Raw genomic sequence first — 23,354 nt, 5'->3', positions numbered from 1 at the left:
ACAGGTCCCGCACCCCTCAGGAGGCGGTCGGGGCCTGCTCGTCGCGGACCCGCTGCGGCGTGGCCCGCCACCAGGGGGCCTGGGCGAGCAGGTACAGGGCGATGCCGACGACCAGGAGGATGGCGGCGCGGAACCAGATGCCCGCCTCCTGCTGCCACAGCAGCAGCACGCAGGAGCCGATGGCCAGCACCGGGACGACGGCCCACACCCGGAAGTGGTCGGCCGCGACCTCGTCCTTCCGCAGCACCAGGACGGCGATGTTCGTGCTGAGGAAGACGAAGAGCAGCAGGAGGACGACGGTGTTGGCCAGGTCGCCCAGGTCGCCGGTGAGCGTCAGCGCGATCGCCACGGCGGTGGTGACGACGATGGCCACCCACGGCGTGCGGCGGTTGGGCAGGACGGCGGCGAGCGGGCGGGGGAGCAGCCCCTGCTCGGCCATCCCGAACAGGAGCCGGCTGGACATGATCATGGTGAGCAGCGCGCCGTTGGCCACGGCGATCAACGCCACGGCGCTGAACAGCTTGTCGGGGACGCCGACGTCGGCGGCCCGGACGACCTCGAGCAGCGGTCCGGTCGAGCCGGCCAGCTCCTCCGGCGCGAGCACGATCGAGGCGGCGAGGCCCACCAGCAGGTAGACGACGCCCGCGACGAGGAGCGCACCGAACAGCGCCCGGGGGTAGACGCGGCGGACGTCGCGGACCTCCTCGGCGACGTTCGCGGAGACCTCGAACCCGACGAAGGAGTAGTAGGCCAGCAGCGCCGCGGCGAGGACCCCGGAGCCCACCGAGACGCCGTCGGGGAACTCCGTCACCCGGCCGACGTCCCCGTCCCCGCGGCCGAGGACCAGCGCGCCCAGCACGACCACGAGCACCAGGCCGGAGACCTCGATGACGGTCATGACCATGTTGGCCCGCACCGACTCCTTGATCCCGCGGGCGTTGAGCAGCGCCACGAGCACCAGGAAGACGACCGCCGCGAGGACCGCGGGCACGTCGAGGAAGACGCCCAGGTAGTCGCCACCGAACGCCAGAGACAGACCGGCCGCGCTGGTGACACCGGCGGCGAGCATGCAGTAGCCGACCAGGAACGAGACCAGCGGGCTGCGGAAGGCGCGCTGGGCGAAGACCGACGAGCCGCCGGCCTTCGGGTACTTGGTCACGAGCTCCGCGTAGGACGCCGCCGTCAGCATCGCGAGCACGAGCGCGACCAGCATCGGCAGCCACACCGCGCCGCCCACCTCGGTGGAGATCTCCCCGACCAGCGCGTAGACGCCCGCGCCCAGGACGTCGCCGAGGATGAAGAGGAAGAGCAGCCGCCCGGTCACCGAGCGCTTGAGGCGGGTGTCACCCCCGTCGGCCTGCGGAGGGGTGGCCGGCGCGTCCTGCGCGTGATCATGCACGGGCCGAGTCTCGGAGCCCGCCGCTGCGGTGGCAATTCGACGGAGCCCGATCGGGTGGCGCGCCGCTGCGGGCCCGCGACACGCGGGCGCGTCACGGACCGGCCGGGTGCCACCGGCCGGCCGGTCACGCGTGTCCACGCTCGGGGAGCGCCTCTTGTCGACAAGGACATCCCCTGGAGGACGGGTCACCGGCCGGTCCGGGACGGCCGGACAACAGTTGGGTCACGCGGGTCGGAGGAGGTGTCCGGAACGACGGCCGGAGGGCACCGGACTGCCTAGTTTTCTCCTTGTCCGCGACACCTTCCCCGGTCGCGGACGACGACCTGGAGGCGAGATGAGCAGCAGCGAGGCGAGCGTTCTGACGCCCGCACGCGGGGGCGCCTCCCCCGCCGAGCCCGGTGCCTCCCTGGCCGGCCTGATCGGTCTGCTGGACCGCGCCGACGGCGCACCGTCGGCGCAGCGGAGCCGCCCGGTCCACACCAGCGCCTACCGCGCCTCGGCGCGCGCCGTCCCGCTGCGGTCGGTGCCGGCGGCACCCACGGCCCGCCCCGGGCGCGTCCCCGTCGTCGCTCCGCGCAGGCCCACGGTCACCGTCGTGCCGGACCCGGAGCGCCGTCCCGTCACGGGGCTGCGCGACCTGGCCCGCCGCGCCGCCCTCTGGGGCGCCGGACCGCAGGGCGAGTACGCCGCCTGGCGGACGACGGAGCCCGCGCCCCGGCCCCCGCTGCGGCCACGGCTGCGGGCGCTCACCCGGCGGATCGCGCTCTGGGGCTCCGGGCCCCGGGGCGAGCACCTCGCCTGGGGCGGGCCCGCACCGGTGGCGGCGCCCCGGCAGGTCGACCCCCCCGTGGTGCTGCGCGAACTGCCCAGCACCCCCACGATCCGGCCCGCGGCGTCTTCCCCCGCCGTGGCGCTGCTTCCCGCACCGACGGTCCCGTCCCCCCGTACGGGTCGGACCGTCCTGCGGGCTCCCGCGACCGCCCCGGCGGCCGCGGTCCGGCCCACGCCGACCGGGCCCGTCGGTCCCGGGTGGGCACCGCCGCCGCCCGGCTGGCCCCAGCCCCCGGCGTGGGGCAGTCGCCGCCAGGTCGCCGTCCCGGTCGGCCGGACGACGGTCCTCCCACCGCTGCCGGCGGGTCCCCGGCGCACCGTGCCCGCCGCCCGGGCGTCCGCCGGTGTCCGCGCCGGTCCGGCCCGGGCCAGGGGCGACCCGAGGTCGATCCCCGCTCTGCGCCCGGCGCCCGCCGCGCCCGGCTGATCCTTCTGCGCGACCACGGCCACCGGGCCGTGCCGCCGTCCTCCGCTCCACCCGAGCACGCCGCGACCGTCCCCCTCATCCCGGGGATCGCGACCGCCTCGGTCGTCCGAGTGCGACCCTTCCGGGCCGACTCGGCCTCCACCTGGCCCACCCCGACGGTGCCCCTCCGGGCGCCGGCAGACCGCACCGCGCGACGAATCCCGCCTCGACCCACCGCCGACTGCCCAGCAGCGAGCGGACCCTCCAGGGAGGCGGAGACCGTGGCCGGCGCCGGCTGCCGGGAACCCGGATCCGCCGAGGCGAGACCAACAGGCCTGCCGGTACCCGGTGCGACACGACCCCCACTCGTGACCACCACCGGGTCTCTGACCGTCAGCACCTGGCCGGCTGGACGCCGATACGACCCGCAACGGCGACGCACCACGACCGGCGCGATCCGGAAGCGGCCTCCCCGGGAGGCGACGAGGCAGGACGCTCCACGGCCCTCGGGCCCGTGGCCGCGCAATGGGCGAGCACCTCGCCCGCACACCCCCGTCGAGCGGCGGGCGCCGTTCCCCCGGCGCCCGCCGCTCGGCCGTTCGCCCCTGTGCTCCGCCGGTCCCCTCCGCCCTCCGGTGCCCGGTCCGCCCCTTGGCCCGCGCAGCAGACAGAATGGGCCGGAGGCCCGATCCGGGCCGCGGAACCACCGGCCGACAGGGAGGGGACGACGTGACTCCCGTCGACCCCACGCCCGGCGCCGGTGAGCGGGTGGCCGCCGTCGCCCGCCTCGAGGCCACCGCGGTGGGCTCGCCCGCCCTCCAGCGGCTCACCGCCCTGGCCGTGCAGCTGCTGGGCGCCGATGCCGCGCAGGTGTCCCTCTTCGGGATCGACGAGCTGGTGCTCGGAGGCACGGGCCTGCCCCAGGGGACCGTGGGCATCCGGGTCCCGCTGGCCGAGTCGCTGTGCGCCGTCACGACCACCGCCGCTCCCGATCCGGTCGTGGCTGCGGACGCCCGCCTCGACCCGCGCCTGGCCGGCCTGCCGCCGGTGGCCGGGGGAACCGTGGCCAGCTACCTCGGGCTCCCCCTCGCCGTCTTCGACGGTCAGGTGGTCGGCGCGCTGTCGGCGTTCGGCCGCCGGCCGCGTGACTGGTCCGACGCAGACGTCGCCCTGCTCCGCCAGCTGGGTGACGCCGTGGCGGTCGAGCTGCAGCTGGCCGCCCAGGTGCGGGAGCTGGAGTCCAGCCGGCTGGCCTTCGAGCTGGCCATCGACGCCGCCGGCATCGGCAGCTTCGACTGGGACCTGGCCGGCGGCCGACTGGTGTGGGACGACCGCCTCCAGGAGCTGATGGGCTTCGAGCCGGACGCGTTCGACCAGACGATCGAGGCGTTCGCCGCCCGCTGCCACCCCGACGACCGGGAGCGGACGATGGAGGCGCTGCAGGCGGCCATCGACACGGTGGGGGAGTACGACGCCGAGTTCCGGGTCGTCCTGCCGTCGGGGGAGACCCGGTGGATCCAGGGCCGCGGTCGCGCCCTGGCCGACGAGACGGGGGTCGCCGTCCGCCTCGTCGGAGCCGGCTACGACACGACAGCCCAGCGGCACGCCGACGCCCGCGTCGCCCGGGTCATGGAGTCGGTGAAGTCCGCCTTCTTCAGCCTGGACCGCGACTGGCGGTTCACCTACCTCAACGCCGAGGCCGAGCGGGTGCTGCAGTCCTCCCGCGACGACCTGCTGGGCCAGGTGGTGTGGGACGCCTTCCCGGAGGCCGCCGAGGCGGAGTTCGGCGTCCGCTACCTCGAGGCCGTGGGGACCGGGCGCGAGCAGGTCTTCGAGGCGTACTACCCCGCCCCGCTGGACGCGTGGTTCGAGGTGCGCGCGTGGCCGGGCCCCGACGGCCTCTCCGTCTCCTTCCTCGACGTGACCGAGCGCCGCGCCGCCGAGGACCGCGCCCGCCGGAGCGCGGCGCGGCTGCGCCTGATCGCCGACACCACGGCCGCGATGGCCCAGCGGCTCGCCACCGGGGCCGGCGAGGAGGCCGCGCTGCAGAACGTCGCCGAAGCGCTGGTCCCGGTGAGCGGCGACTGGGTGATCGCCAGCCTGGTCGACGAGGACGGGCGGGTGCGCGACGTCGCCGTCCGGCACCGGGACGCCGCATCGACCCCGCTGGTGGAGCGGTACGCGGCCCTACGGCTGGCCGCGCTGCCACCCGGCGCGCCCGTTCTCGCGGCCCTGGCGACGGGGCAGCCCCGCGAGATCCCGGACGTCATGGCCGCCGTCGGCCGCTCCATGCCCTCGGGCGAGGCCGCCGAGGTGCTGCAGGAGCTCGCACCCAGGTCGGCGGTGACGCTCCCGCTCACCGCCCGGGGCCGCACGCTGGGCGCACTCAGCGTCTACCGGTCGGCCGATCGGCAGCAGGCCGACGCCGAGGACGTCGCCACACTGCGCGACATCGGCGACCGCGTCGCGCTGGCGCTGGACAACTCACGTCTCTACGAGCAGCAGCGCCGGCTGGCCGAGGGGCTGCAGCGCAGCATGCTCACCGAGCCGCCGGAGCCCGACCACGCCGAGATCGTGGTCCGCTACCTGCCGGCGGTGCAGGTCGCCGAGGTCGGGGGCGACTGGTACGACGCCTTCCTCCAGCCCAGCGGGGCCACCGTGCTGGTGATCGGCGACGTCGTCGGGCACGACACGGCTGCCGCGGCCGCGATGGGCCAGCTGCGCGGCATGCTGCGCGGGATCGGTTACCGGGACGGCATCGGCCCGGCGGCCGTCCTCGCCGACCTCGACGCCGCCATCGACGGCCTCGGCATGGGGACGATGGCCACGGCCGCGATCGCCCGGGTGGAGCAGACCCCCGAGGAGCGCGCGCAGGGGCTCAGCCGCCTGCGCTGGTCGAACGCGGGGCACCCGCCCCCGCTGCTGCTGCACCCCGACGGCCGGATCGAGGAGCTCGCCACCGAGCGGGCCGAGCTGATGCTCGGCGTCGACCCGTCCGCCCGCCGCACCGAGACGGTGGTCACCGTCCGGCGGGGCGCCACGCTGCTGCTCTACACCGATGGGCTGGTCGAGGGCCGGGACCTGCCGCTGGACGAGGGCATCGACCGGCTCCGGAAGGCCTTCGCCGAGCTCGCGGACCGGCCGCTGGCCGAGCTGTGCGACGAGGTGATCACTCGCCTGCGCCCGGAGGGTCTGCAGGACGACGTCGCGCTCGTGGCGATCCGGCTGCACCGGGAGGACCGCCCGCGCCCGCGGGAGGCCGGTCCGGAGCAGCTGCCGTCGCGGTTCGCCTGACCGCTCAGGACCGGGGGAGCAGCGCCCAGACGTGCTTGGCCCGGGCGCTGGCGTACCAGCCGTGCCGCAGGGCCATCCGGGCGATCAGGTAGAGGCCCAGTCCGCCCTGGCTGGGGTCGCGGTCGACCGCGGGTGTCGGGGGCCGCGCCGCCGCGGAGTCCGACACCTCGACGAGGTAGCCGGTGTCGGTCGTGCGGATGGAGGCCTCCACCGGTCCGACCCCGCCGTGCCGCAGTGCGTTGGAGGCCATCTCGTCCAGGGCCAGGATGATCTGGTCGAGGGCGTCGGAGTCGACCGTCGGCTGGAGTACCCGGCGCACCCGGCCGCGCATCGCCGGGAGCTCGGCCACGTCGGCCAGCTGCCACTGGAGGAGCTGCTCGGCAGCCGGAGGGGACGAGGACGGCCACAAGCTCTCCGCCGCCTGCCCTGTCACGTACTGCACCCTCGCATTCCCGGACACCGCACGCCGGCGGTCGAACAACTGTGTATGGGTTCGGCGGGGATGCGCCAAACATGAGTGCGACCTACATCACGTCGGGTACGTCGCCTCTCCCGCAGGCAGATCCCGCAGAGCGGAGACGTAGCCACGCATGGTCCGCGGATCCCGCATGACGGCGCCCATGACCGCGACGCCGTACGCCCCGGCCCCGAGGCAGCCCGGCACGTCCTCGGGGCGGATCCCGCCGAGCGCGAAGGCGCGGGGCGCTCCGGGCAGCAGCCGAGCCAGCCCGTCCAGCCCGAGGGCCGGGCCGTAGCCCGGCTTGGACGACGTCGCGAAGACCGGCGAGATCGTCACGAGGTCACAACCCTCCTCCCCCGCGCGCGCGAGCTCGTCGGCCGAGTGGCAGGACCGGCCCACCAGCCGTGGCCGGACGGCGGGGAAGGGATCGCTGCCGGACAGGTGCACCGCCTCGCTCCCGGAGCCACCGGCCAGGCCGCCGTGGATCAGCAGACCGCCGACCGGGTCCAGGACGGCGCGCAGCTGGTCGCCCAGCTCGCGGCGGGCGTCCTCGGGCAGGTCCTTCTCCCGGAGCACCACCGCCCGTGCGCCGCAGTCGACCGCGGTCGCCACGGCCTGCACGAGCGGGCCGGCGCACTGGGTCCGGTCGGTGAGCACGAGCAGACGGGGGAGGCTCACAGCTCCGGCAGCCCGGACATCTGTGTCGACGCCTCCGCGTGCCAGCGCCGGGGTATGCGGCCGGCACCCCGGGCCAGCCGCCCGGCCTCCACCGCGTGGCGCATCGCCAGGGCCATCCGCTCGGGTTCGCGGGCCCGCGTGACGGCGGAGGCCAGCAGGACGGCGTCGCACCCCAGCTCCATCGCCAGGGCCGCGTCCGAGGCCGTGCCGATGCCGGCGTCCAGCACCACGGGCACCGACACGGCGTCCCGCAGCAGCGCGATGTTGTGCGGGTTGCGGATGCCCAGGCCGCTGCCGATGGGCGAGCCCAGCGGCATGACGGCGGCGCACCCCGCGTCGGCCAGCCGGCGGCCGAGGATCGGGTCGTCGGTCGTGTAGGCCAGCACGGTGAACCCGTCGGCGACGAGCTGCTCGGCGGCGTCGAAGAGCTCGATCGGGTCCGGGAGCAGGGTGTGCTCGTCGCCGATGACCTCGAGCTTCACCCACGGGGTGCCGAAGGCCTCACGGGCCAGCCGGGCGGTGAGCACGGCCTCCCGCGCCGTCCGGCACCCGGCGGTGTTGGGCAGCAGCCGGACGCCGCACCGGTCCAGCACCTCGAGCATCGCCCCGCTGCTGGACGCCTCCACGCGGCGCAGCGCCACGGTGACCAGCTGGGTGCCGGAGGCCCGGATGGCCCGCTCGAGCGACTCCAGGCTGGGGGCCCCACCGGTGCCCAGCAGCAGGCGGGACGTGAACGTCTCGCCGCCGAGCAGCAGCGGGTCGGTGCTCTCCTCGTGGTGCAGGGCCGTGACGACCTCGGGCACGCTCATGCGTTCAACCTCCTGCGGTGGGGGCGAGGACCTCCAGGCGGTCCCCGGGGGTGAGCCGGGTGTCCGCCCAGCTGCTGCGCGGGACGACGTCACCGTTGCGGGCGACGGCCACCCGGTCGTGCCCGCCGGCGCGGGCCGCGACGAGCGTGGCGACGGTGGCGTCCTCGCCGACGTCGGTGGGGGTGCCGTTGACGGACACCTTCATGTCGGTCCTCTCCCGAACCTGTCGAGGGCGAACGGAGCGGCGAGCGCGGGCGGCTCGCCGGAGACGACGAGCTCGGCCACCAGCTCGCCGGTGAGCGGGGTGAGCAGCACCCCGTTGCGGTGGTGGCCGGTGGCCAGCACCAGCCCGGGCATCCCGGAGGCGCCCAGCACCGGGGCGTTGTCGGGGGTGCCGGGACGCCAGCGGGTGAGGGTCTCGGCCAGTTCCAGCTCGGTCACCCCCGGGACCAACTCGATCGCGTCGTGCAGCAGGTCGTGCACGCCGCCGGCGGTGACGGTGGCGTCGAAGCCCCGCTCCTCCACCGTCGCGCCGACGACGAGGCCGTCGTCGCCCTGGGGCACGAGGTAGACCGAGCGGCCCCGGACCAGCGCCCGCACGGTGCCCTCCAGCAGCCCCGCGGCGCCGCGCAGGCGCAGGATCTGGCCCTTCACCGGCCGGACCGGGATCGGCGGCGTCCCGGCGAGGCCGCCGCTTCGCGGGCCGAGCGCCAGCACCACGGTGGAGGCGCGCACCTCGCCGCCGCCGTCGAGCGCCAGCCCGCAGGCGCGCCCGTCCTCGGTGAGCAGACCCGCCACGCGCGAGCGGACCAACCGGACGCCGGCTCCCTCGGCCGCCGCCAGGAGCACCGGGTGCAGCTCGCGGGGGTCGACGGAGAGGTCGCCGGCGACGTGCAGGGCGCCGCGCACGCGCGGGCTCAGCGCCGGTTCCCGGCGGCGCACCTCGCGGCCCAGGAGCCGGTGCACCTCCAGCCCGAGTTCCACGTGGAACCTCTGCAGGTCCGCCAGCACCCGCATGTCGTCGTCGTCGAAGCCGACCACCAGCGTGCCGGCCGTCCGCAGCGGCACCCGGACGCCGGTGGCGTCCGCGAGCTCGTCCAGGAAGGCCGGGTAGCGCTCCAGCGAGGCGAGGCAGAGCCGCAGCAGCGCCTCCTCGCCGTAGCCGGCCTCCGAGACCGGCGCGAGCATCCCGGCGGCGGCCCGCGAGGCACCGCTGCCCGGGGCGTCGTCGACGACGGTCACCGACAGGCCCCGCTGGGCGGCCCGCCAGGCGACGGACAACCCGATCAGCCCTCCGCCGGCGACGGCGAGGTCGACCGGTGTCACCGGAGCTCCCGCCTCCGGCGGAGCGCGGACGGCGCCACCAGCAGCGCGGTGAGCGTCGCTGCGACCGCGAGGCTGATCAGCGAGGCCGACCATCCGTTCGCCGGGTCGATGCCGAGGTCGGCCTGCCGCGCCGTCCACCACGCCGTCCAGCCCGAGCCGGGGCCGCCGAAGAAGGTCGGCAGCGTGAGCTGGTAGGCCACGAACCCCGCGGCCCAGGGCAGCAGGAGCGCCGGCCGGGCGCGGGCGGTGTCGGAGGTGTCCCAGGCGCCCTTCGGGGTGAGCGCGTAGGCCACCCCGAAGACGCCGACGAGCGGCACGAACACCGCGCCGATGAGGAAGAGGAACGGCTCGTAGGCGACGATGTCGAAGCTCAGCGCCAGGAGCGTGGCCAGGGTGCCGACCACGAGGACCGCCACCCGGCGGTCCAGCCGGCCGACCACGTTCTGCGCCGACACCGCCGTCGAGTAGAGGTTCGCGAAGGCCTCGTCCAGTTCGACGGTGACGAGGATCAGCACCGCGAGCGCACCCAGCGGCACGGCCAGGAGGGCGTCGATGACGTCGAACCCGCCGCTGCCGTAGGCGGCCAGCGCGAGAACCCCGAGGGTGAACATCACCATCGTCGCCAGCCCGTAGCCGATGCTCGCGCCGGCGAAGGCGGCCCGGCCGCTGCGCACGTGCCGGGTGTAGTCGGCGGCCAGTGGGAACCACGAGATCGGCAGGGCGATGACGATGTCGGTCGCCGTCCAGAACGACGTCGCCACGCCGTCGTCCATCGTGTCCGGCAGCGGCTGGGAGAGGACCTCGACGAGCAGGTAGACGACCGCCGCGAGCGCCGCCCAGATCGCGTAGCGGGCGAGCAGGCGCACGACGCCGAGCGGGCGCAGGGCCATGAGGGTCGCCAGCACGCCGGCGGCCAGCACGAACGGCCAGCGCGGCGCGTCCAGGACCCGGGACGCGGCCTCGGCGATGATCACGATCTCGAACGTCGCCCAGCCGACGCACTGCACGAGGTTGAACCCCGTCGGCAGCCAGGAGGTGCGTCGGCCGAGGAGCCCGCGCAGCAGCACCATGGCCGGCACGCCCTCGCGGGCGCCCGCCGCGGCGCCGATCCCGAGCAGCAGCGCACCGATCACCGCCCCGACGACGACGGCGCCGAGCGTCTCGACCAGCGGCCGGCCCGGCAGGACGACGAACACCGCGGCCACGGGCAGCAGCAGGCTGACGCCGAGGTTGCCCCAGAGCCCCAGGGCGTCCCGGAACCCGAGCGTGCGGGCGGGCCGCTCGGTGAGGGTGAGGGGAGCGTCCCCCGAGGAGGACGCGCGGACGACGTCGGACGTGCTCATGACCAGCTCCCTACGCCGGCATTACCCGGACAGGTTCCAGCGGTCGGCGGCGCAGTCAGCCGCCCTCTCAGCCCGGTCCGCCCGAGCTCCCGCACATGTGCCACAGGACTCTAGACCCGCCCGTACTGTCGCGCCGTGCCGACGTCCGAACTGCTCCGCGACCACCCCGCCGCCTGGGATCACGCCACCCGCCACCGCTTCCTGCTCGGTGTCCGCGACGGCACCCTGCCCGCCGGGGCCTTCGACACGTGGCTGGTGCAGGACCACCACTACGTCGGCGACCTGCTGCGCTTCCAGGCCCGGCTGCTGGCGCGCGCCCCCCGTGCGGCGCAGGCGGTCCTCGCCGGTGGAGCGGTCGCCCTGGTGGAGGAGCTGGCCTGGTTCGAGCAGCTGGCCGGGCGCCGTGGCCTCGTTCTCGGCGCGCCCCGCCTCCCCGCCACCGCGGCATACGGCGAGCTGCTCGAGCGCCTGGACGCCGCCGACGTCCCCGCGGCCCTGACCGGCCTCTGGGCGATCGAGCGCGTCTACCTCGACGCGTGGACCACCGCGGCTCCCGGGGCGCAGGAGTACGCCGGGTACGTCGAGCACTGGACCGCGCCGGCCTTCGCCGGGTACGTGGACGGGCTGGCGGCCGCGGCCGACGCGCTCGGCGGGCGGCACGACGACGTGGTCCTCGAGGTGCTCGGCGCCGAGGTCGCCTTCTGGGACACCGCCTGGGCCGCCGCGTGAGCCTCGCCCGCCGCCTGTGGGCGGACACCAGCGACCTCGCAGACGCCACGCTGGCGCACCCGTTCGTGCAGGGCCTGGCCGACGGGTCGCTGCCGCGCGAGCGGTTCACCGGCTACGTCGCCCAGGACGCATTCTTCCTCCAGGCCTTCGCCCGCGCCTACGCCATGGCCGTCGTCCGCAGCCCCGACCGGGCCGGCCTGGAGGCGTTCGCCGACCTGCTGGCCGGCGTGCGGGAGGAGCTGCGGCTGCACGACGGGTACGCCGCCCGCTGGGGGATCGACCTGGCCGGAGTCGCGCCCGCCCCGGCGACCTCGGCCTACACCGACTTCCTGCTGGCCACGGCCGCGACCGGCGGACTGGGGGAGATCTGCGCGGCGATGACGCCGTGCATGCGGCTGTACGCCCACCTCGGGCAGTCGCTGGCCGGGCGCCCCGCCGGCACGTACACGGAGTGGGTGACCACGTACGCCGACCCCGGCTTCGAGGAGCTGGCGGCCACGCTGGAGCGCCTGCTCGACCGGTACGCCGAGGACACCCCGGACGTGGCGCGGGCCTACCGGCGGGCCATGGAGCTCGAGCTGGGCTTCTTCGCGGCGGCCTGGTCGCCGGGGGACGGGCGGGCCTGAGGGCGCGGGCGAGCTAGGCTCGTCCGCGACACGGGGTGCCCGCTGGCCGGGCTGAGAAGACACCCGTCGAACCTGCCCAGGTCATGCTGGCGAAGGGATGTCATCCGCTGTGGACCTCGATGCGCTCGCGGCCGCCCGTGCCGCACTGAGCACCAGCAGCCCGCTCGTGCACTGCCTCACCAACACGGTCGTGCAGACCCTCACCGCGAACGTGCTGCTCGCGGTGGGCGCGGCACCGGCGATGGTCGAGGCGCCCGAGGAGGCCGGCGACTTCGCCGCGATCGCCTCGGCCCTGCTGGTCAACGTGGGCACGGTGCACGGCCGCTCCGCCGAGGCGATGCGCGTCGCCGTCCGCTCCGCCGGCGCGGCCGGGACCCCGTGGGTGCTCGACCCGGTCGCCGTGGGCGGCCTGCGGTTCCGCACGGACCTCGCCGTGGAGCTGGCGGACAGCGGGCCGGCCGTGGTGCGGGGCAACGCCTCGGAGGTCATGGCGCTGGCCGGCGCCGGCGCGGGCGGGCGGGGCGTGGACTCCACGGCCACCGCTGACGACGCGCTGGAGGTGGCCGTCGTGCTGGCCGGGCGCACCGGCGGCGTCGTGGCCGTCAGCGGCCCGGTCGACGTCGTCACCGACGGCGCGCGAGTGGTGCGGGTCGGCGGCGGGCACCCGCTGCTCACCCGGACGACGGGGGCGGGCTGCGCGCTGGGCGCGCTCACCGCCGCCTACGTCGCCGTGGCCGGCGACCGGCTCGACGGCGCGGTCGCCGCGCACGCCCACGTGGCGCTGGCCGCCGAGGCCGCCGCCGCGGTCTGCTCCGGGCCGGGCACCTTCGCGGCCGCCTGGGTGGACGCCCTCGACGCCGTGACCGCCGAGGACCTCCTGCGCGCCGATGTCCGGGACGACACGTGAGGCCGGCCCTCGACCCGGCGCTCTACCTGGTCACCGACACCGAGCTCTCCCGCCCGCGGGCCGTCGCCGACATCGTGCGGGCCGCGGTGGCCGGGGGCGTGACCGCGGTGCAGGTGCGGGACAAGACCGCCTCCCGGCGCGAGCTGTACGCGCTCACCCTCGCCGTGCGGGAGGCACTGGCCGCGACGCCCGGGGTGGCGCTGTTCGTCAACGACGCGGTCGACGTCGCCCTGCTCGCGGGCGCCGACGGCGTGCACATCGGCCAGGACGACCTGCCGCCGGCCGAGGTCCGTGCGCTCCTGGGCCCGGACCGGCTGCTGGGGCTGTCGGCCGGGAGTGCGGCGGAGATGGCGGCCACGCTGGCGCTGCCCGCGGGCACCGTCGACGTCGTCGGCATCGGGCCGGTGTGGTCGACCCCCACCAAGCCGGACGCCGGCACCGGCCTCGGCCCCGAGGGCGTCGCGGCGCTGTCGGGGCAGGCCCGGGCCGCGGGGCTGCGGACGGTGGCGATCGGCGGCATCGACGCCGCCCGGGCGGCCTCGGTGTCCGGCGTGGACGGCATCTGCGTGGTCTCGGCGATCTGCGCGGCGCCCGACCCGGAGGCGGCGGCACGCGAGCTGCGCTCCGCCCTGGCGACGGCGGTGACGCCATGACCGCTGTTGCGCTGACCGTCGCGGGCAGCGACCCCAGCGGGGGCGCGGGGATCCAGGCCGACCTCAAGACCTTCAGTGCCCTCGGCGTCTACGGCACCGCGGTGCTCACGGCGCTGACCGCGCAGAACACCCGCGGCGTCACCGGCGTGCACGCCGTCCCCGCCGCCTTCGTGGGCGACCAGCTGCGCACGCTGCTGGACGACGTGCCGGTGGGAGCCACCAAGCTCGGCATGCTGGGCACGGCCGACGTCGTCCGGGAGATCGCCGCGGTGCTCGCCGAGCGGCGGCCCGGACCGGTGGTCTGCGACCCCGTCATGGTGGCGACCAGCGGCGACCGGCTGGTCGGGCCGGACGCCGTGGATGCCATCCGCGCCGACCTGCTGCCGCTGACGGCGCTGGTGACGCCCAACGTGCCGGAGGCGGCGGCGCTGCTGGACCGGGCGCCGGCGGAGTCGGTGGACGGGATGGTCGAGCAGGCGGAGGCCCTCCTCGGGCTCGGCCCGGGCGCGGTGCTGCTCAAGGGCGGCCACCTGGGCGGTGCGGAGAGCGTCGACGTCCTGGTCGACGCCGCTGGGGTCGTCGTGACCCGGCGCCCCCGGGTGGCGACGTCGGCCACGCACGGCACCGGCTGCACGCTCTCCTCGGCGATCGCGGCTCTGGTCGCGCGCGGGCAGGGCGGGCCGGGGGCGTGGGCTCCGGTCGTCGAGCAGGCCCGGGACTACCTGCAGGAGGCGCTGGTGGCAGGGAAGTCCCTGGGCATCGGCTCCGGGCACGGTCCGGTCCACCACTTCGTCCGCTGGTGGTGAACGGACCTCCCCCACGCCCGCTTTTCCGCGGAAGAGCCGCCCGCCTATCCGCGGAAAAGCGGGGGACCTCCTGTACAGGAAGTCCCTAGAGGACGAAGCCGAGGAGCAGGTGGCCGTTGAGGCCGATGATCAGTGCGGCGACGACGGCGCCGACCAGGGTCGTGGTCCGCCGGTTCACCCAGCCGCCCATGAGGTCGCGGCTGCCGGTCAGCCACAGCAGCGGCACGAGGGCGAACGGGATGCCGAAGGAGAGCACCACCTGCGACCACACCAGGGCGGTGGTGGGGTCCCCGCCGAACACCAGGACCGCCAGCGCCGGCGCCAGGGTGATCAGCCGCCGGGCCAGCACGGGGATGTGGCGGCGCAGGAACCCGGCCATGACCACCTGGCCGGCGTGCGTGCCCACCGACGAGGACGCGAAGCCCGAGGCCAGCAGCGCGAGGGCGAAGGCCAGCGCCGCCCCGGTGCCCAGTTGGTCGCCGAGGCCGGCGTGGATGCCCTCGAGGCTGTCGGCGTCGTTCCCGCCGGTGAACAGCTGGGCGGCGATGATCAGCATCGCGGCGTTGACGAGGCCGGCCAGGCCCATGGCCAGCAGCACGTCCAGGCGCTGGGCGCGGAGCAGGCGACCCCGGCCCTCGGCCGTGCGGCCGGCGGTGACGACGTCGCCGTAGCGGCCCGGAGTGAGCGCCGAGTGCACGTAGATGACGTGCGGCATGACCGTCGCGCCCAGGATGCCGGTGGCCAGCAGGACGCTGTCCGCGCCCTCGAACGAGGGCACCATGCCGCCGGCGACGCCGCCCATGTCCACGCCCGAGCCGACCAGCGTGTAGCCGAAACCCAGGCCGATGACGAGCAACAGGCCGGTGATGACCCGCTCGAAGGGCCGGTGGCCGCGGGACTGCGCCGCCAGCAGCACGAAGGCGACGACGGCGGTGATCACCCCGCCGATCGGCAGCGGCACCCCGAACAGCAGGTTGAGCGCGACGGCGCCGCCGACGATCTCGGCCACGTCAGTGGCGATCGCCACCGCCTCCGCCTGCACCCACAGCCCCCAGGTGACCGGCCGGGGGAACCGCTCGCGGCACAGCGTGGCCAGGTCGCGGCCGGTCGCCATCCCGAGCTTGGCGGTGAGCGACTGGATGAGCATCGCCATGAGGTTGGCCGCGACGATCACCCAGAGCAGGGTGTAGCCGAAGGTCGCGCCGCCGGAGAAGTTCGTCGCGAAGTTGCCGGGGTCGACGTAGGCCACCGCCGCCACGAACGCCGGGCCCAGCATCGGCCAGATCCGCCGCCGTCCCGCCGGGCCGGGGGCCGGTGCCACCGGGCGGGGCCCGGCGACGAGCGTGGTCGGCAGGACGGCGGCCTCGGTCTTGGACAGGTACACGGCGGCCTCGCAGCGGGGTCATCAGGCGAGCGGGTGGGCGGGCGCTCCTGTCCTGCCCGGCGCCGGTGACACGTCGGGGCCGACCCGTGGCCCCCGGGGGCCAAGCAAGGCTCACCGAAGATCAGCCCTGTCCAGAGGGGCCTCCCGGCCCCGGGAGACCCCGGCAGGCCAGTGCTCGTCGGGTGAACCAGCCCGACTTACTTGAAGTCTCAAGTACATGCGGGCACACTGAGGGTCCCCGTCCTAGGAGTTCCCGTGCCCGTCCAGCGCCTCAACCACGCCGTCCTGTACGTCCGCGACGTCGAGCGGAGCCTCGCCTTCTACCGCGACGTGCTCGGCTTCCGGGTGAAGGTGGAGATCCCCGGCCGGGCCGTGTTCCTGCAGGCGGAGGGGTCGACCAACGACCACGACCTGGGCCTGTTCGCGATCGGCGCCGGCGCCGGCCCGTCCCAGGCCGGCCACAGCACCGTCGGGCTCTACCACCTGGCGTGGGAGGTGGACACGCTCGCCGAGCTGTCCCGCATCCGGGATGCCCTGCTCGTCGCCGGCGCCCTCGTCGGCGAGTCCGACCACGCCACCACCAAGGCGCTCTACGCGCAGGACCCCGACGGCCTGGAGTTCGAGGTCTCCTGGCTGCTGCCGGCCGACCTGATCACCGACGACGTCCGGGCCCAGGGCGCCACCACCCGCCCGCTGGACCTGGCCGGCGAGATCGAGCGCTACGGCGCGGCCACCCTCGGGGGCATCGGGGTCTCGGTGCGCGCCTGAGGGTCCACCCCGCGAGTGAGGCGGCGGGCCGCGGGGCAGTGACGGACTGTTCCCGACTGCCCCCGGAGGCTCCCGTGTCCGCACCCACCCGCCCGCTCGCCCTCGTCACCGGTGCCTCCAGCGGCATCGGCCTCGAGCTCGCCAAGCAGTTCGTCCAGAACGGCTTCGACCTGATCGTCGTCGCGGAGGACGACGAGCTCGAGCCCGCGGCGGCCGAGCTCCGCGGCCTGGGCGCGGCCGTCTCCCCCGTCCGCGCGGACCTGACCCAGCGCGCCGAGGTCGAGAAGGTGGTCGCGGCGGTGCGCGGGGCAGGCCGGCCGCTCGATGCCGCGGCCCTCAACGCCGGTGTCGGCGTCGGCGGTCCGTTCATCGAGACGGACCTGGACGCCGAGCTGGACCTGATCGCGCTGAACTGCACGTCCACGATGCACCTGGGCAAGCGGATCGCCCAGGACATGGCGGCCCGGAACGCGGGCCGGATCCTGTTCACCTCGTCGATCGCCTCGCAGGCACCTCAGCCGTTCCAGGCGGTCTACGGCGCCTCGAAGGCGTTCGTCCAGTCGCTGGCCCTGGCACTGCGGGAGGAGCTGAAGGACACCGACGTGACCATCACGAGCCTGCTGCCGGGCGTCACGCACTCGGAGTTCTTCGACCGGGCCGGCCTCACCGACACCAAGCTGGGCGCCACCGAGCACAAGGACGACCCCGCCAAGGTGGCGGAGGACGGCTTCAAGGGCCTGATGAACGGCGAGGCCAGCGTCTTCGGCGGCTCGCTGACCAGCAAGGCGATGGGCCACCTGTCCGCGATGACGCCGGACAGCATCGCGGCGAAGACGTTCCGGCCGGTCGCCGAGCCCGGCTCCGCCGAGTAGCCGACCGGGAGGTGTCAGGACCGCGCTACGGCCCGCCTGCCCCGCCCGCGCCTGGTCACAGGGGCACGGCGAGGCCCTCCGGGCTCGGTCGCGCCAGGGCGTTGGAGATCGCCTCGGGCATCGGCTCGAGCCCCGTCCCGGCCAGGACGACGTCCGTGGCGAAGCGGTGCCAGCGCCCGGACCGCCGCACCATGCCGTGCCCGCCGGGAATGGTGAAGCGGGCCACGCGGGCGGAGGCCCGTCGGGCGCGGACGGCGAACTCGGCCGACAGACGGGGTGGCACCCAGCGATCGCCCAGACCGTGCAGGATCGCCACGGTCTGCCCGGCCAGGTGCATCACCGGCTCGCCGGGCGGGGTCCACGGAGCGAGCGCGCAGACGGCGGTGACCGATGGCTCCCCGCCGGCTCGCAGGGCGGCCCGGCCGCCCATGGAGTGGCCCACCAGCACGATGGGGACGTCGGCGCCGTGCTGGGTGCGCAGCCGGTCGACGGCCCAGCGCACGTCCTGGAACGCGTCGGCGGCCTCGCCGTTCCAGCCGGCCACGCGGTAGCGGAGCAGGGCCGTGGAGACCCCGCGGTGGGCCGTGCTGCGGTGCACGGCCTGCTCGACGCCCCGCATGCGGACCACCGAGAGGGCCCGCTCCCGGGGTGGCTCGATGCCGGCGACGGTGCCGCCGTGGCAGAACAGGGCGATGCCCCGGGTCTCCTCGGGCGCCGGCCGCTGTTCCAGCTCCGGGGAGCGGCGGGCCGGGCGGTCTGCGCCGGGGCCGTTCGGGGCGCTCACGGGTTGCGGAGCGGTCGACGCCGGGCCTTGCCGCCCAGCGTCACCCGCGCGCGCTCGCCGAACTCGCCCGCCTTGAGGAGGCCGTTGCTCACCACGGAGGGGCCGGTCCGCCGCTCCAGTGCGTGGCCGAGGCCACGGAAGACCCTGGTGGCCAGCGGGGCGAGGACGGTGAGGACGACCCACATGCGGAGCCGGCGGGTGAGGAAGAGCCACATGGCGTGCACCCTGCCCTCACCCGCCGGTGCTCAACCGGTCGGGCTCAAGCCGGGTCGTCGGCCAGCTTGACGATCATCTTGCCGGTGTTGCCGCCGCGCAGGAGGTCGAGGAACGCGGGCACCGCCTGGTCCAGCCCCTCGCGCACCGTCTCGCGGACGACGAGCTCGCCGGAGGTCACCAGCGGCGTCACCTTCTGCATGAAGTCCGCGCGCATGTCCGCGTGATCGCTGACGATGAAGCCGCGCAGGCTCAGCTTCCGGCCGACCATCAGCCCCATGTTGCGTGGCCCGGGAACCGGCTCCGTGGCGTTGTAGCTGGAGATGGCCCCGCACAGGGCGCCGCGGCCGAACTCGTTGAAGGCGCCGATGGCGGCCTCGAGGTGCTCGCCGCCCACGTTGTCGAAGTAGACGTCGATGCCGTCGGGCGCGGCCTGGGCGAGCAGCTTGGCGACCGGGCCGTCGTGGTAGTCGAAAGCGGTGGTGAAGCCGAGCTCCTCGGTCAGCCAGCGCACCTTGTCCGGGGTCCCGGCGCTGCCGATCACGGCGGCGGCGCCGTGCAGCCGGGCGAGCTGGCCCACGATGCTGCCGACCGCGCCGGCGGCACCGGAGACGAAGACGACGTCGCCGGCCTTGAACTCCGCGAGGCGGAACAGGCCGACCCACGCCGTCAGCCCGGGCATCCCGAGGACGCCGAGGTGGTAGCTGGGCGGGATGCCCGGGAGCTCGGGAAGGACCTGGACGGTCCGGGCGTCGAGGACGGCGACGTCGCGCCAGCCGGCGTTCGTGGACACCAGCGACTCGACGGGGACGTCGGGCGAGCGGGACTCGACGACGCGGCCGATCGCGCCGCCCTGCATCGTCTCGCCGACCTCCCACGCGGCCGCGTAGGACTTTCCCGCGTTCATCCGCCCGCGCATGTACGGGTCGACGGACATGGCCAGCATCCGGACGACGACCTGGCCCTCGGTCGGATCGGGGTGCTCGACCTCGACCAGGCGGAAGTCCTCGGGCTTCGGCTCGCCGTGCGGACGGGCCGCCAGCTGCCACTCACGTGTGGTTAGGGACACATGGCCGATCATGCCCGCGCCCCTCACCGGCCCCGAGGCGGGGTGATCGGGGTGTCCGACCGGCACGCCACCGGCGTCGCCCGCCCGGTCGGCCTTCCGGGGGTGCGGCCCGGCTGCTTGGGTGGGGGCATGGAGGCCCTGCGCACGCCCGACGAGCGGTTCGCCGATCTGCCCGACTTCCCCTACGCCCCGCGGTACGTCGAGGTCGACGACACCGAGGGCGGACGGTTGCGGGTCGCCTACGTCGACGAGGGACCGGCGGACGGCGAGACCGTCCTGCTCATGCACGGCGAGCCGTCGTGGTCGTTCCTGTACCGGCACCTGGTCCCCGTCCTGGTCGGGGCGGGCCTGCGGGTCGTGGCGCCGGACCTGGTCGGCTTCGGCCGGTCCGACAAGCCCGTGCACCGCGACGACTACAGCTACGCGAGGCACGTCGCGTGGATGCGCGAGGCGCTGCTCGATGGGCTCGACCTGCGGGACGCCACGCTCGTCTGCCAGGACTGGGGCGGGCTGATCGGCCTCCGTCTGGTCGCGGAGCACCCGGACCGGTTCGCCCGGGTCGTCGTCGCCAACACCGGGCTGCCCACCGGCGACCAGCCGATGAGCGAGGCCTTCCTCGCCTGGCAGCGGTTCTCGCAGGAGTCCCCCGACTTCCACATCGGCCGGATCGTCGGCAACGGCACCGCCCGAGGAGCCACCCCCGAGGTCGTCGCCGCCTACGACGCACCCTTCCCCGACGACCGCCACACCGCGGGCGCCCGGATCTTCCCCACGCTGGTGCCGACGTCGCCGGACGACCCGGCCGCCGCGGACAACCGTGCCGCCTGGGAGGTGCTCGGCCGCTGGGAGAAGCCCTTCCTCACCGCCTTCTCCGACCAGGACGCGATCACCCGCGGCGGCGAGCGGGTGTTCCAGAAGCTCGTCCCCGGCGCCCAGGGCATGCCGCACACGACGCTGGCCGGTGGCGGCCACTTCCTGCAGGAGGACGTCGGGCCGGAGCTCGCGCGCGTCGTGGTGGACCTGATCGCGGCCACGCCCCGGTGACCGCCTCCGACTTCTTCGACCGGCTGCGCCGCGCTCCCGACGTCGAGGCGCCCGAGCTGGTCGCGGTCGACGCCACCGACCGGCTGCTGCTCGACGAGGCGGCCGCGGCCCTCGCGCTGTGCGGGCCCGGTGAGGTCGCCGTCGTCGACGACTCGCACGGGGCGCTGACCCTCGGGGCGGTCGCCCTGCACGGCGCCCGCGACGTCCGGGTGGCCCAGGACCTGCTCGTGGGGGAGCGGGCGCTGGCCCGCAACGCCGAGCGCACGGGCCTGACAGGGACGTACCGGTCCGTCCCCCTGGCCGAGGCGCCCGCTGGTGCCCGCGTCGTCCTCGTGAAGGCACCCAGGGCGCTGGACGCCCTCCGGGAGATCGCCGAGCAGGTGGCCGCCACCGCGGCGCCCGACGTCACCGTCCTCGTCGGCGGCCGGGTCAAGCACATGACCCATGCGATGAACGACGTGCTCCGCGACTCCTTCGCCGACGTCTCCGCCACGCTGGCGCGGCAGAAGTCGCGGGTGCTGGTCGCCCGCGGCCCGAAGCCCGGCACGTCGTCGTTCCCGCGCTGCCATCAGCACGCGGACCTCGGGCTCGCCCTGTGCGCGCACGGCGCCGCGTTCGCCGGGACGAAGGTCGATATCGGCACCCGGGCGCTGCTCGGCCGGCTGGACGCCATGGCGCCCGGGGCCGCGACCGCGCTCGACCTCGGCTGCGGAACCGGTGTGCTCGCGGCGGCCCTGGCCGTGGCCCGCCCCGCGCTGGGTGTGCTCGCCGTGGACCAGTCGGCCGCGGCAGTGGCCTCCACACTGTCGACGGCAGCTGCCAACGGGCTCGGGGACCGGCTGCAGGTGATCCGCGACGACGCCGCCGAGTCCGTGCCCGCGGGGAGCGTCGACCTGGTGGTGTGCAACCCGCCGTTCCACGTCGGCGCCGCCGTCGTCACCACCGCGGCCGACCGGCTCTTCGCTGCTGCGGGCCGGGTGCTGCGGCCCGGCGGTGAGCTGTGGACGGTCTACAACAGCGCGCTCCGCTACAAGCCCACGCTGACCCGCCTCGTCGGGCCGACCCGGGTGGCCGAGCAGACCCCGAAGTTCACCGTCACGGTCTCCACGCGCCGCTGACGGACCGCTCCGGGATGCGGAACCGGAAAAAACGGCGAACTTCGAGCTCTCCGCTGTAGTCGATCCAGCCGGCGCCGATGCAGAGGATCGGGGGCACTCCCCCTTCCGCCCGGTGATGGAGTAACCCGATGTCGCGTTCCCTCTGGTCCGACCGTCCGCTCGGCGTGAAGCTGGCGGCGCTGGTCACCGCGGGCGCCGCGGCGCTCGGGGTGTTCGCGGTGGTCACGGTCGGCGCGCTGCAGGACACCGGCGAGCGCACCGACGAGGTGCTGGCCAGCGCCGAGGTGACCGGGGACGTCCTGCTCGCCGACATGATGCACGACGCCGTGCGGGCCGACGTGCTGCAGGCGCTGCTCAGCGACGGCGCGGGCGAGCTCTACAGCGGCGCGGTCAGCGACCTCGCGGACCACGCCGAGATCTTCCGCGGGATCATGGCCGAGGCGCTGGCCGACGATCTCAGCCCGGAGGTGACCGCGGCCGTCGAGACCGTCGTCCCCGCCGTCGAGGCCTACCTGACCTCCGCCGACGCGATCGTCACCACCGCGCAGAGCGACCCGGCCGGCGCCGAGGCCGCCTACCCGCAGTTCTCCGTGGCCTTCTCCGCCCTCGAGGAGGAGCTGCCCGCGATGGGCGACGCGGTGACCGCCTTCGCCGAGTCCGCCGCCACCCGGAGCAGCGACGAGCGCGGGACCGCGATCACGCAGGCGATCGTCGTCGCCACCGTCGGCGTGCTGGTGCTCGCCCTGCTCGGCTGGATCGTGACCCGGTCGGTCGTCGGCCCCCTGAACAAGGTGCGCGCCGTGCTGGCGGGGCTCGCCGAGGGAGACCTGCGCGGCTCCACCGACGTCACCAGCCACGACGAGGTCGGGCAGATGGCCGCCTCCCTGGAGGCGTCGATGGCCAACGTGCGCGAGGTCATGACGGCGATCGGCGACAGCTCCACGACGCTGGCGTCGGCCACCGAGCAGCTCACGGCCAGCGCCCGGGACATGGCCCGGCTCGCCGAGGAGTCCTCGCAGCAGAGCCGCATCGTGGCCACGGCCGCCGGCCAGGTGTCGACGAACGTGCAGACGGTCTCCGCGGGCTCGGAGCAGATGGGCGCCTCGATCCGCGAGATCGCGCAGAACGCCAGCGAGGTGTCCCGGGTGGCCGGGCAGGCCGTGGCCGCCGCCGACGACACGACGGCGACCGTCGCCAAGCTGGGGGAGTCCTCCCTCGAGATCGCCGGCGTGGTGAAGGTGATCACCAGCATCGCCGAGCAGACCAACCTGCTCGCGCTCAACGCCACCATCGAGGCCGCTCGGGCCGGTGAGGCGGGCAAGGGCTTCGCCGTCGTGGCCAACGAGGTCAAGGAGCTGGCCCAGGAGACGGCCAAGGCCACGCAGGACATCACCGCCCGGGTCGAGGCCATCCAGGCGGACACGCGGGGCGCCGTCCGGGCGATCGGGGAGATCTCCTCGATCATCGGGCTGATCAACGACTCGCAGGGCACGATCGCAGCCGCCGTCGAGGAGCAGACCGCCACGACGACCGAGATGAACCGCAACGTCGCCGAGGCCGCGGCCTCGGCCGGTGAGATCGCGGCCAACATCGACGCCGTCTCCACCGCCACGTCCTCGACGACCCGCGCGATGACCGACGCCCAGGCGGCCATCGACGAGGTCGCCCGCATGGCGACGTCGCTGCACGGGTCGGTCGCCCGGTTCCGCTACTGAGGTCCCTGATCCGCGCAGCCGGCGCGGTTAGACTCCCCGCGGCCACGGGCACGAGCCCGGACCGCTCGTCGTGCGGGTCGCCCGATTAGGGTCCCCCGGTCCCGCGCGAGCGGCCGGCGT

Annotated in this window: 23 protein-coding genes and 2 riboswitches; of the genes, 12 read left to right on the top strand and 11 right to left on the bottom strand. The window is 75.3% G+C overall.

The features are described 5' to 3' along the window. Positions 1-16: 16 nt before the first annotated feature. Entirely contained in the window at positions 17-1,399 is a 1,383-nt protein-coding gene (locus BLS70_RS17335; protein ID WP_091770523.1) for an APC family permease, read from the bottom strand. Positions 1,400-1,733: 334 nt separating this feature from the next. Here BLS70_RS17335 and BLS70_RS17330 point away from each other — a divergent pair, with 334 nt between their 5' ends. Further along, entirely contained in the window at positions 1,734-2,657 is a 924-nt protein-coding gene (locus BLS70_RS17330; protein WP_091770521.1) for a hypothetical protein, read from the top strand. Between the two features lie 708 nt (positions 2,658-3,365). Beyond that, the gene (locus tag BLS70_RS17325; protein ID WP_255362544.1) at positions 3,366-5,930 is read left to right on the top strand and encodes a SpoIIE family protein phosphatase; all 2,565 of its coding nucleotides are present in this window, start codon (positions 3,366-3,368) and stop codon (positions 5,928-5,930) included. Between the two features lie 4 nt (positions 5,931-5,934). On the opposite strand, the gene BLS70_RS17320 is transcribed toward BLS70_RS17325, so the two are convergent. From BLS70_RS17320 to BLS70_RS17295, 6 genes are all read right to left on the bottom strand, one after another. After that, positions 5,935-6,363 carry an ATP-binding protein gene (locus BLS70_RS17320; RefSeq protein WP_091770794.1) on the bottom strand — a complete coding sequence of 143 codons (429 nt, stop codon included), beginning with the start codon at positions 6,361-6,363 and terminating at the stop codon, positions 5,935-5,937. Positions 6,364-6,459: 96 nt separating this feature from the next. Continuing rightward, a complete protein-coding gene (locus tag BLS70_RS17315) occupies positions 6,460-7,068 on the bottom strand; it encodes a thiamine phosphate synthase (RefSeq protein ID WP_091770517.1) in 609 nt (202 codons plus the stop codon). Next, entirely contained in the window at positions 7,065-7,877 is an 813-nt protein-coding gene (locus BLS70_RS17310; protein ID WP_091770515.1) for a thiazole synthase, read from the bottom strand. The genes BLS70_RS17315 and BLS70_RS17310 overlap by 4 nt, the downstream gene beginning before the upstream one ends. A gap of 4 nt (positions 7,878-7,881) precedes the next feature. Further along, positions 7,882-8,082, bottom strand: a complete 201-nt coding sequence (gene thiS / locus BLS70_RS17305; RefSeq protein ID WP_091770513.1) for a sulfur carrier protein ThiS — start codon at positions 8,080-8,082, stop codon at positions 7,882-7,884. Next, a complete protein-coding gene (gene thiO, locus BLS70_RS17300; RefSeq protein ID WP_255362543.1) occupies positions 8,079-9,203 on the bottom strand; it encodes a glycine oxidase ThiO in 1,125 nt (374 codons plus the stop codon). Before thiO ends, thiS begins: the two co-directional genes overlap by 4 nt. Next, the gene (locus BLS70_RS17295; RefSeq protein WP_091770792.1) at positions 9,200-10,546 is read right to left on the bottom strand and encodes a purine-cytosine permease family protein; all 1,347 of its coding nucleotides are present in this window, start codon (positions 10,544-10,546) and stop codon (positions 9,200-9,202) included. The genes thiO and BLS70_RS17295 overlap by 4 nt, the downstream gene beginning before the upstream one ends. Then, positions 10,537-10,649: riboswitch (TPP riboswitch) on the bottom strand. Its footprint overlaps the gene before it by 10 nt. 32 nt (positions 10,650-10,681) lie before the next feature. On the opposite strand from BLS70_RS17295, the gene BLS70_RS17290 reads away from it, so the two are divergent. The 5 genes from BLS70_RS17290 (at position 10,682) to thiD (ending at position 14,267) form a co-directional block, all read left to right on the top strand. After that, positions 10,682-11,275, top strand: a complete 594-nt coding sequence (locus BLS70_RS17290) for a TenA family protein (RefSeq protein ID WP_091770509.1) — start codon at positions 10,682-10,684, stop codon at positions 11,273-11,275. Beyond that, positions 11,272-11,901: a TenA family protein gene (locus BLS70_RS17285; protein ID WP_091770507.1), complete on the top strand. Its 630-nt coding sequence runs from the start codon at positions 11,272-11,274 to the stop codon at positions 11,899-11,901. The genes BLS70_RS17290 and BLS70_RS17285 overlap by 4 nt, the downstream gene beginning before the upstream one ends. Positions 11,902-11,922: 21 nt before the next feature. Then, a riboswitch (TPP riboswitch) is annotated at positions 11,923-12,016 on the top strand. Next, on the top strand, positions 11,999-12,808 hold the full coding sequence (gene thiM, locus BLS70_RS17280) for a hydroxyethylthiazole kinase (protein WP_176946468.1): 810 nt from the start codon (positions 11,999-12,001) through the stop codon (positions 12,806-12,808). (Overlaps the previous riboswitch by 18 nt.) Continuing rightward, entirely contained in the window at positions 12,805-13,461 is a 657-nt protein-coding gene (thiE, locus tag BLS70_RS17275) for a thiamine phosphate synthase (RefSeq protein ID WP_091770503.1), read from the top strand. The genes thiM and thiE overlap by 4 nt, the downstream gene beginning before the upstream one ends. Continuing rightward, positions 13,458-14,267 carry a bifunctional hydroxymethylpyrimidine kinase/phosphomethylpyrimidine kinase gene (thiD, locus tag BLS70_RS17270; RefSeq protein ID WP_091770501.1) on the top strand — a complete coding sequence of 270 codons (810 nt, stop codon included), beginning with the start codon at positions 13,458-13,460 and terminating at the stop codon, positions 14,265-14,267. The genes thiE and thiD overlap by 4 nt, the downstream gene beginning before the upstream one ends. 85 nt (positions 14,268-14,352) lie before the next feature. Here the strand turns inward: thiD and BLS70_RS17265 are convergent, their stop codons facing one another. Then, entirely contained in the window at positions 14,353-15,651 is a 1,299-nt protein-coding gene (locus tag BLS70_RS17265) for an Nramp family divalent metal transporter (protein ID WP_091770499.1), read from the bottom strand. A 255-nt stretch (positions 15,652-15,906) separates the two neighbouring features. Between BLS70_RS17265 and BLS70_RS17260 the strand changes: the two genes are divergently transcribed. Then, complete coding sequence (locus BLS70_RS17260) at positions 15,907-16,419, top strand: VOC family protein (protein ID WP_091770497.1); 513 nt, start codon at positions 15,907-15,909, stop codon at positions 16,417-16,419. 74 nt (positions 16,420-16,493) lie between these two features. Further along, positions 16,494-17,291 (top strand): SDR family NAD(P)-dependent oxidoreductase, encoded by a 798-nt coding sequence (locus BLS70_RS17255; RefSeq protein ID WP_091770495.1) that lies wholly within the window; start codon positions 16,494-16,496, stop codon positions 17,289-17,291. A gap of 55 nt (positions 17,292-17,346) precedes the next feature. Here BLS70_RS17255 and BLS70_RS17250 read toward each other — a convergent pair whose 3' ends face one another. The 3 genes from BLS70_RS17250 to BLS70_RS17240 are packed head-to-tail and all read right to left on the bottom strand — an operon-like array spanning position 17,347 to position 19,357. Then, complete coding sequence (locus tag BLS70_RS17250; protein WP_091770493.1) at positions 17,347-18,075, bottom strand: alpha/beta fold hydrolase; 729 nt, start codon at positions 18,073-18,075, stop codon at positions 17,347-17,349. After that, positions 18,072-18,290: a hypothetical protein gene (locus tag BLS70_RS17245; protein ID WP_091770491.1), complete on the bottom strand. Its 219-nt coding sequence runs from the start codon at positions 18,288-18,290 to the stop codon at positions 18,072-18,074. Before BLS70_RS17245 ends, BLS70_RS17250 begins: the two co-directional genes overlap by 4 nt. A gap of 44 nt (positions 18,291-18,334) precedes the next feature. Next, complete coding sequence (locus BLS70_RS17240; protein ID WP_218122472.1) at positions 18,335-19,357, bottom strand: NADP-dependent oxidoreductase; 1,023 nt, start codon at positions 19,355-19,357, stop codon at positions 18,335-18,337. Between the two features lie 51 nt (positions 19,358-19,408). Between BLS70_RS17240 and BLS70_RS17235 the strand changes: the two genes are divergently transcribed. From BLS70_RS17235 to BLS70_RS17225, 3 genes are all read left to right on the top strand, one after another. Continuing rightward, positions 19,409-20,401, top strand: a complete 993-nt coding sequence (locus BLS70_RS17235) for a haloalkane dehalogenase (protein WP_255362542.1) — start codon at positions 19,409-19,411, stop codon at positions 20,399-20,401. Next, positions 20,398-21,519: a class I SAM-dependent methyltransferase gene (locus tag BLS70_RS17230; protein ID WP_091770487.1), complete on the top strand. Its 1,122-nt coding sequence runs from the start codon at positions 20,398-20,400 to the stop codon at positions 21,517-21,519. The genes BLS70_RS17235 and BLS70_RS17230 overlap by 4 nt, the downstream gene beginning before the upstream one ends. A gap of 128 nt (positions 21,520-21,647) precedes the next feature. Further along, entirely contained in the window at positions 21,648-23,234 is a 1,587-nt protein-coding gene (locus BLS70_RS17225) for a methyl-accepting chemotaxis protein (RefSeq protein WP_091770485.1), read from the top strand. The last annotated feature ends 120 nt before the right edge of the window (positions 23,235-23,354 follow it).

This window comes from Blastococcus aurantiacus (assembly GCF_900102425.1).
GTDB classification, from domain to species: domain Bacteria; phylum Actinomycetota; class Actinomycetes; order Mycobacteriales; family Geodermatophilaceae; genus Blastococcus; species Blastococcus aurantiacus.
This window is presented reverse-complemented; position numbering and strand designations above follow the sequence as displayed.

Bases quoted from the DNA above. Each gene is read 5' to 3' on its own strand.
- thiM (WP_176946468.1), top strand. From the start codon at position 11,999: ATGTCATCCGCTGTGGACCTCGATGCGCTCGCGGCCGCCCGTGCCGCA.
- BLS70_RS17225 (WP_091770485.1), top strand. From the start codon at position 21,648: ATGTCGCGTTCCCTCTGGTCCGACCGTCCGCTCGGCGTGAAGCTGGCG.
- BLS70_RS17330 (WP_091770521.1), top strand. From the start codon at position 1,734: ATGAGCAGCAGCGAGGCGAGCGTTCTGACGCCCGCACGCGGGGGCGCC.
- BLS70_RS17295 (WP_091770792.1), bottom strand. From the start codon at position 10,546: ATGAGCACGTCCGACGTCGTCCGCGCGTCCTCCTCGGGGGACGCTCCC.
- BLS70_RS17245 (WP_091770491.1), bottom strand. From the start codon at position 18,290: ATGTGGCTCTTCCTCACCCGCCGGCTCCGCATGTGGGTCGTCCTCACC.
- thiD (WP_091770501.1), top strand. From the start codon at position 13,458: ATGACCGCTGTTGCGCTGACCGTCGCGGGCAGCGACCCCAGCGGGGGC.
- BLS70_RS17310 (WP_091770515.1), bottom strand. From the start codon at position 7,877: ATGAGCGTGCCCGAGGTCGTCACGGCCCTGCACCACGAGGAGAGCACC.
- thiS (WP_091770513.1), bottom strand. From the start codon at position 8,082: ATGAAGGTGTCCGTCAACGGCACCCCCACCGACGTCGGCGAGGACGCC.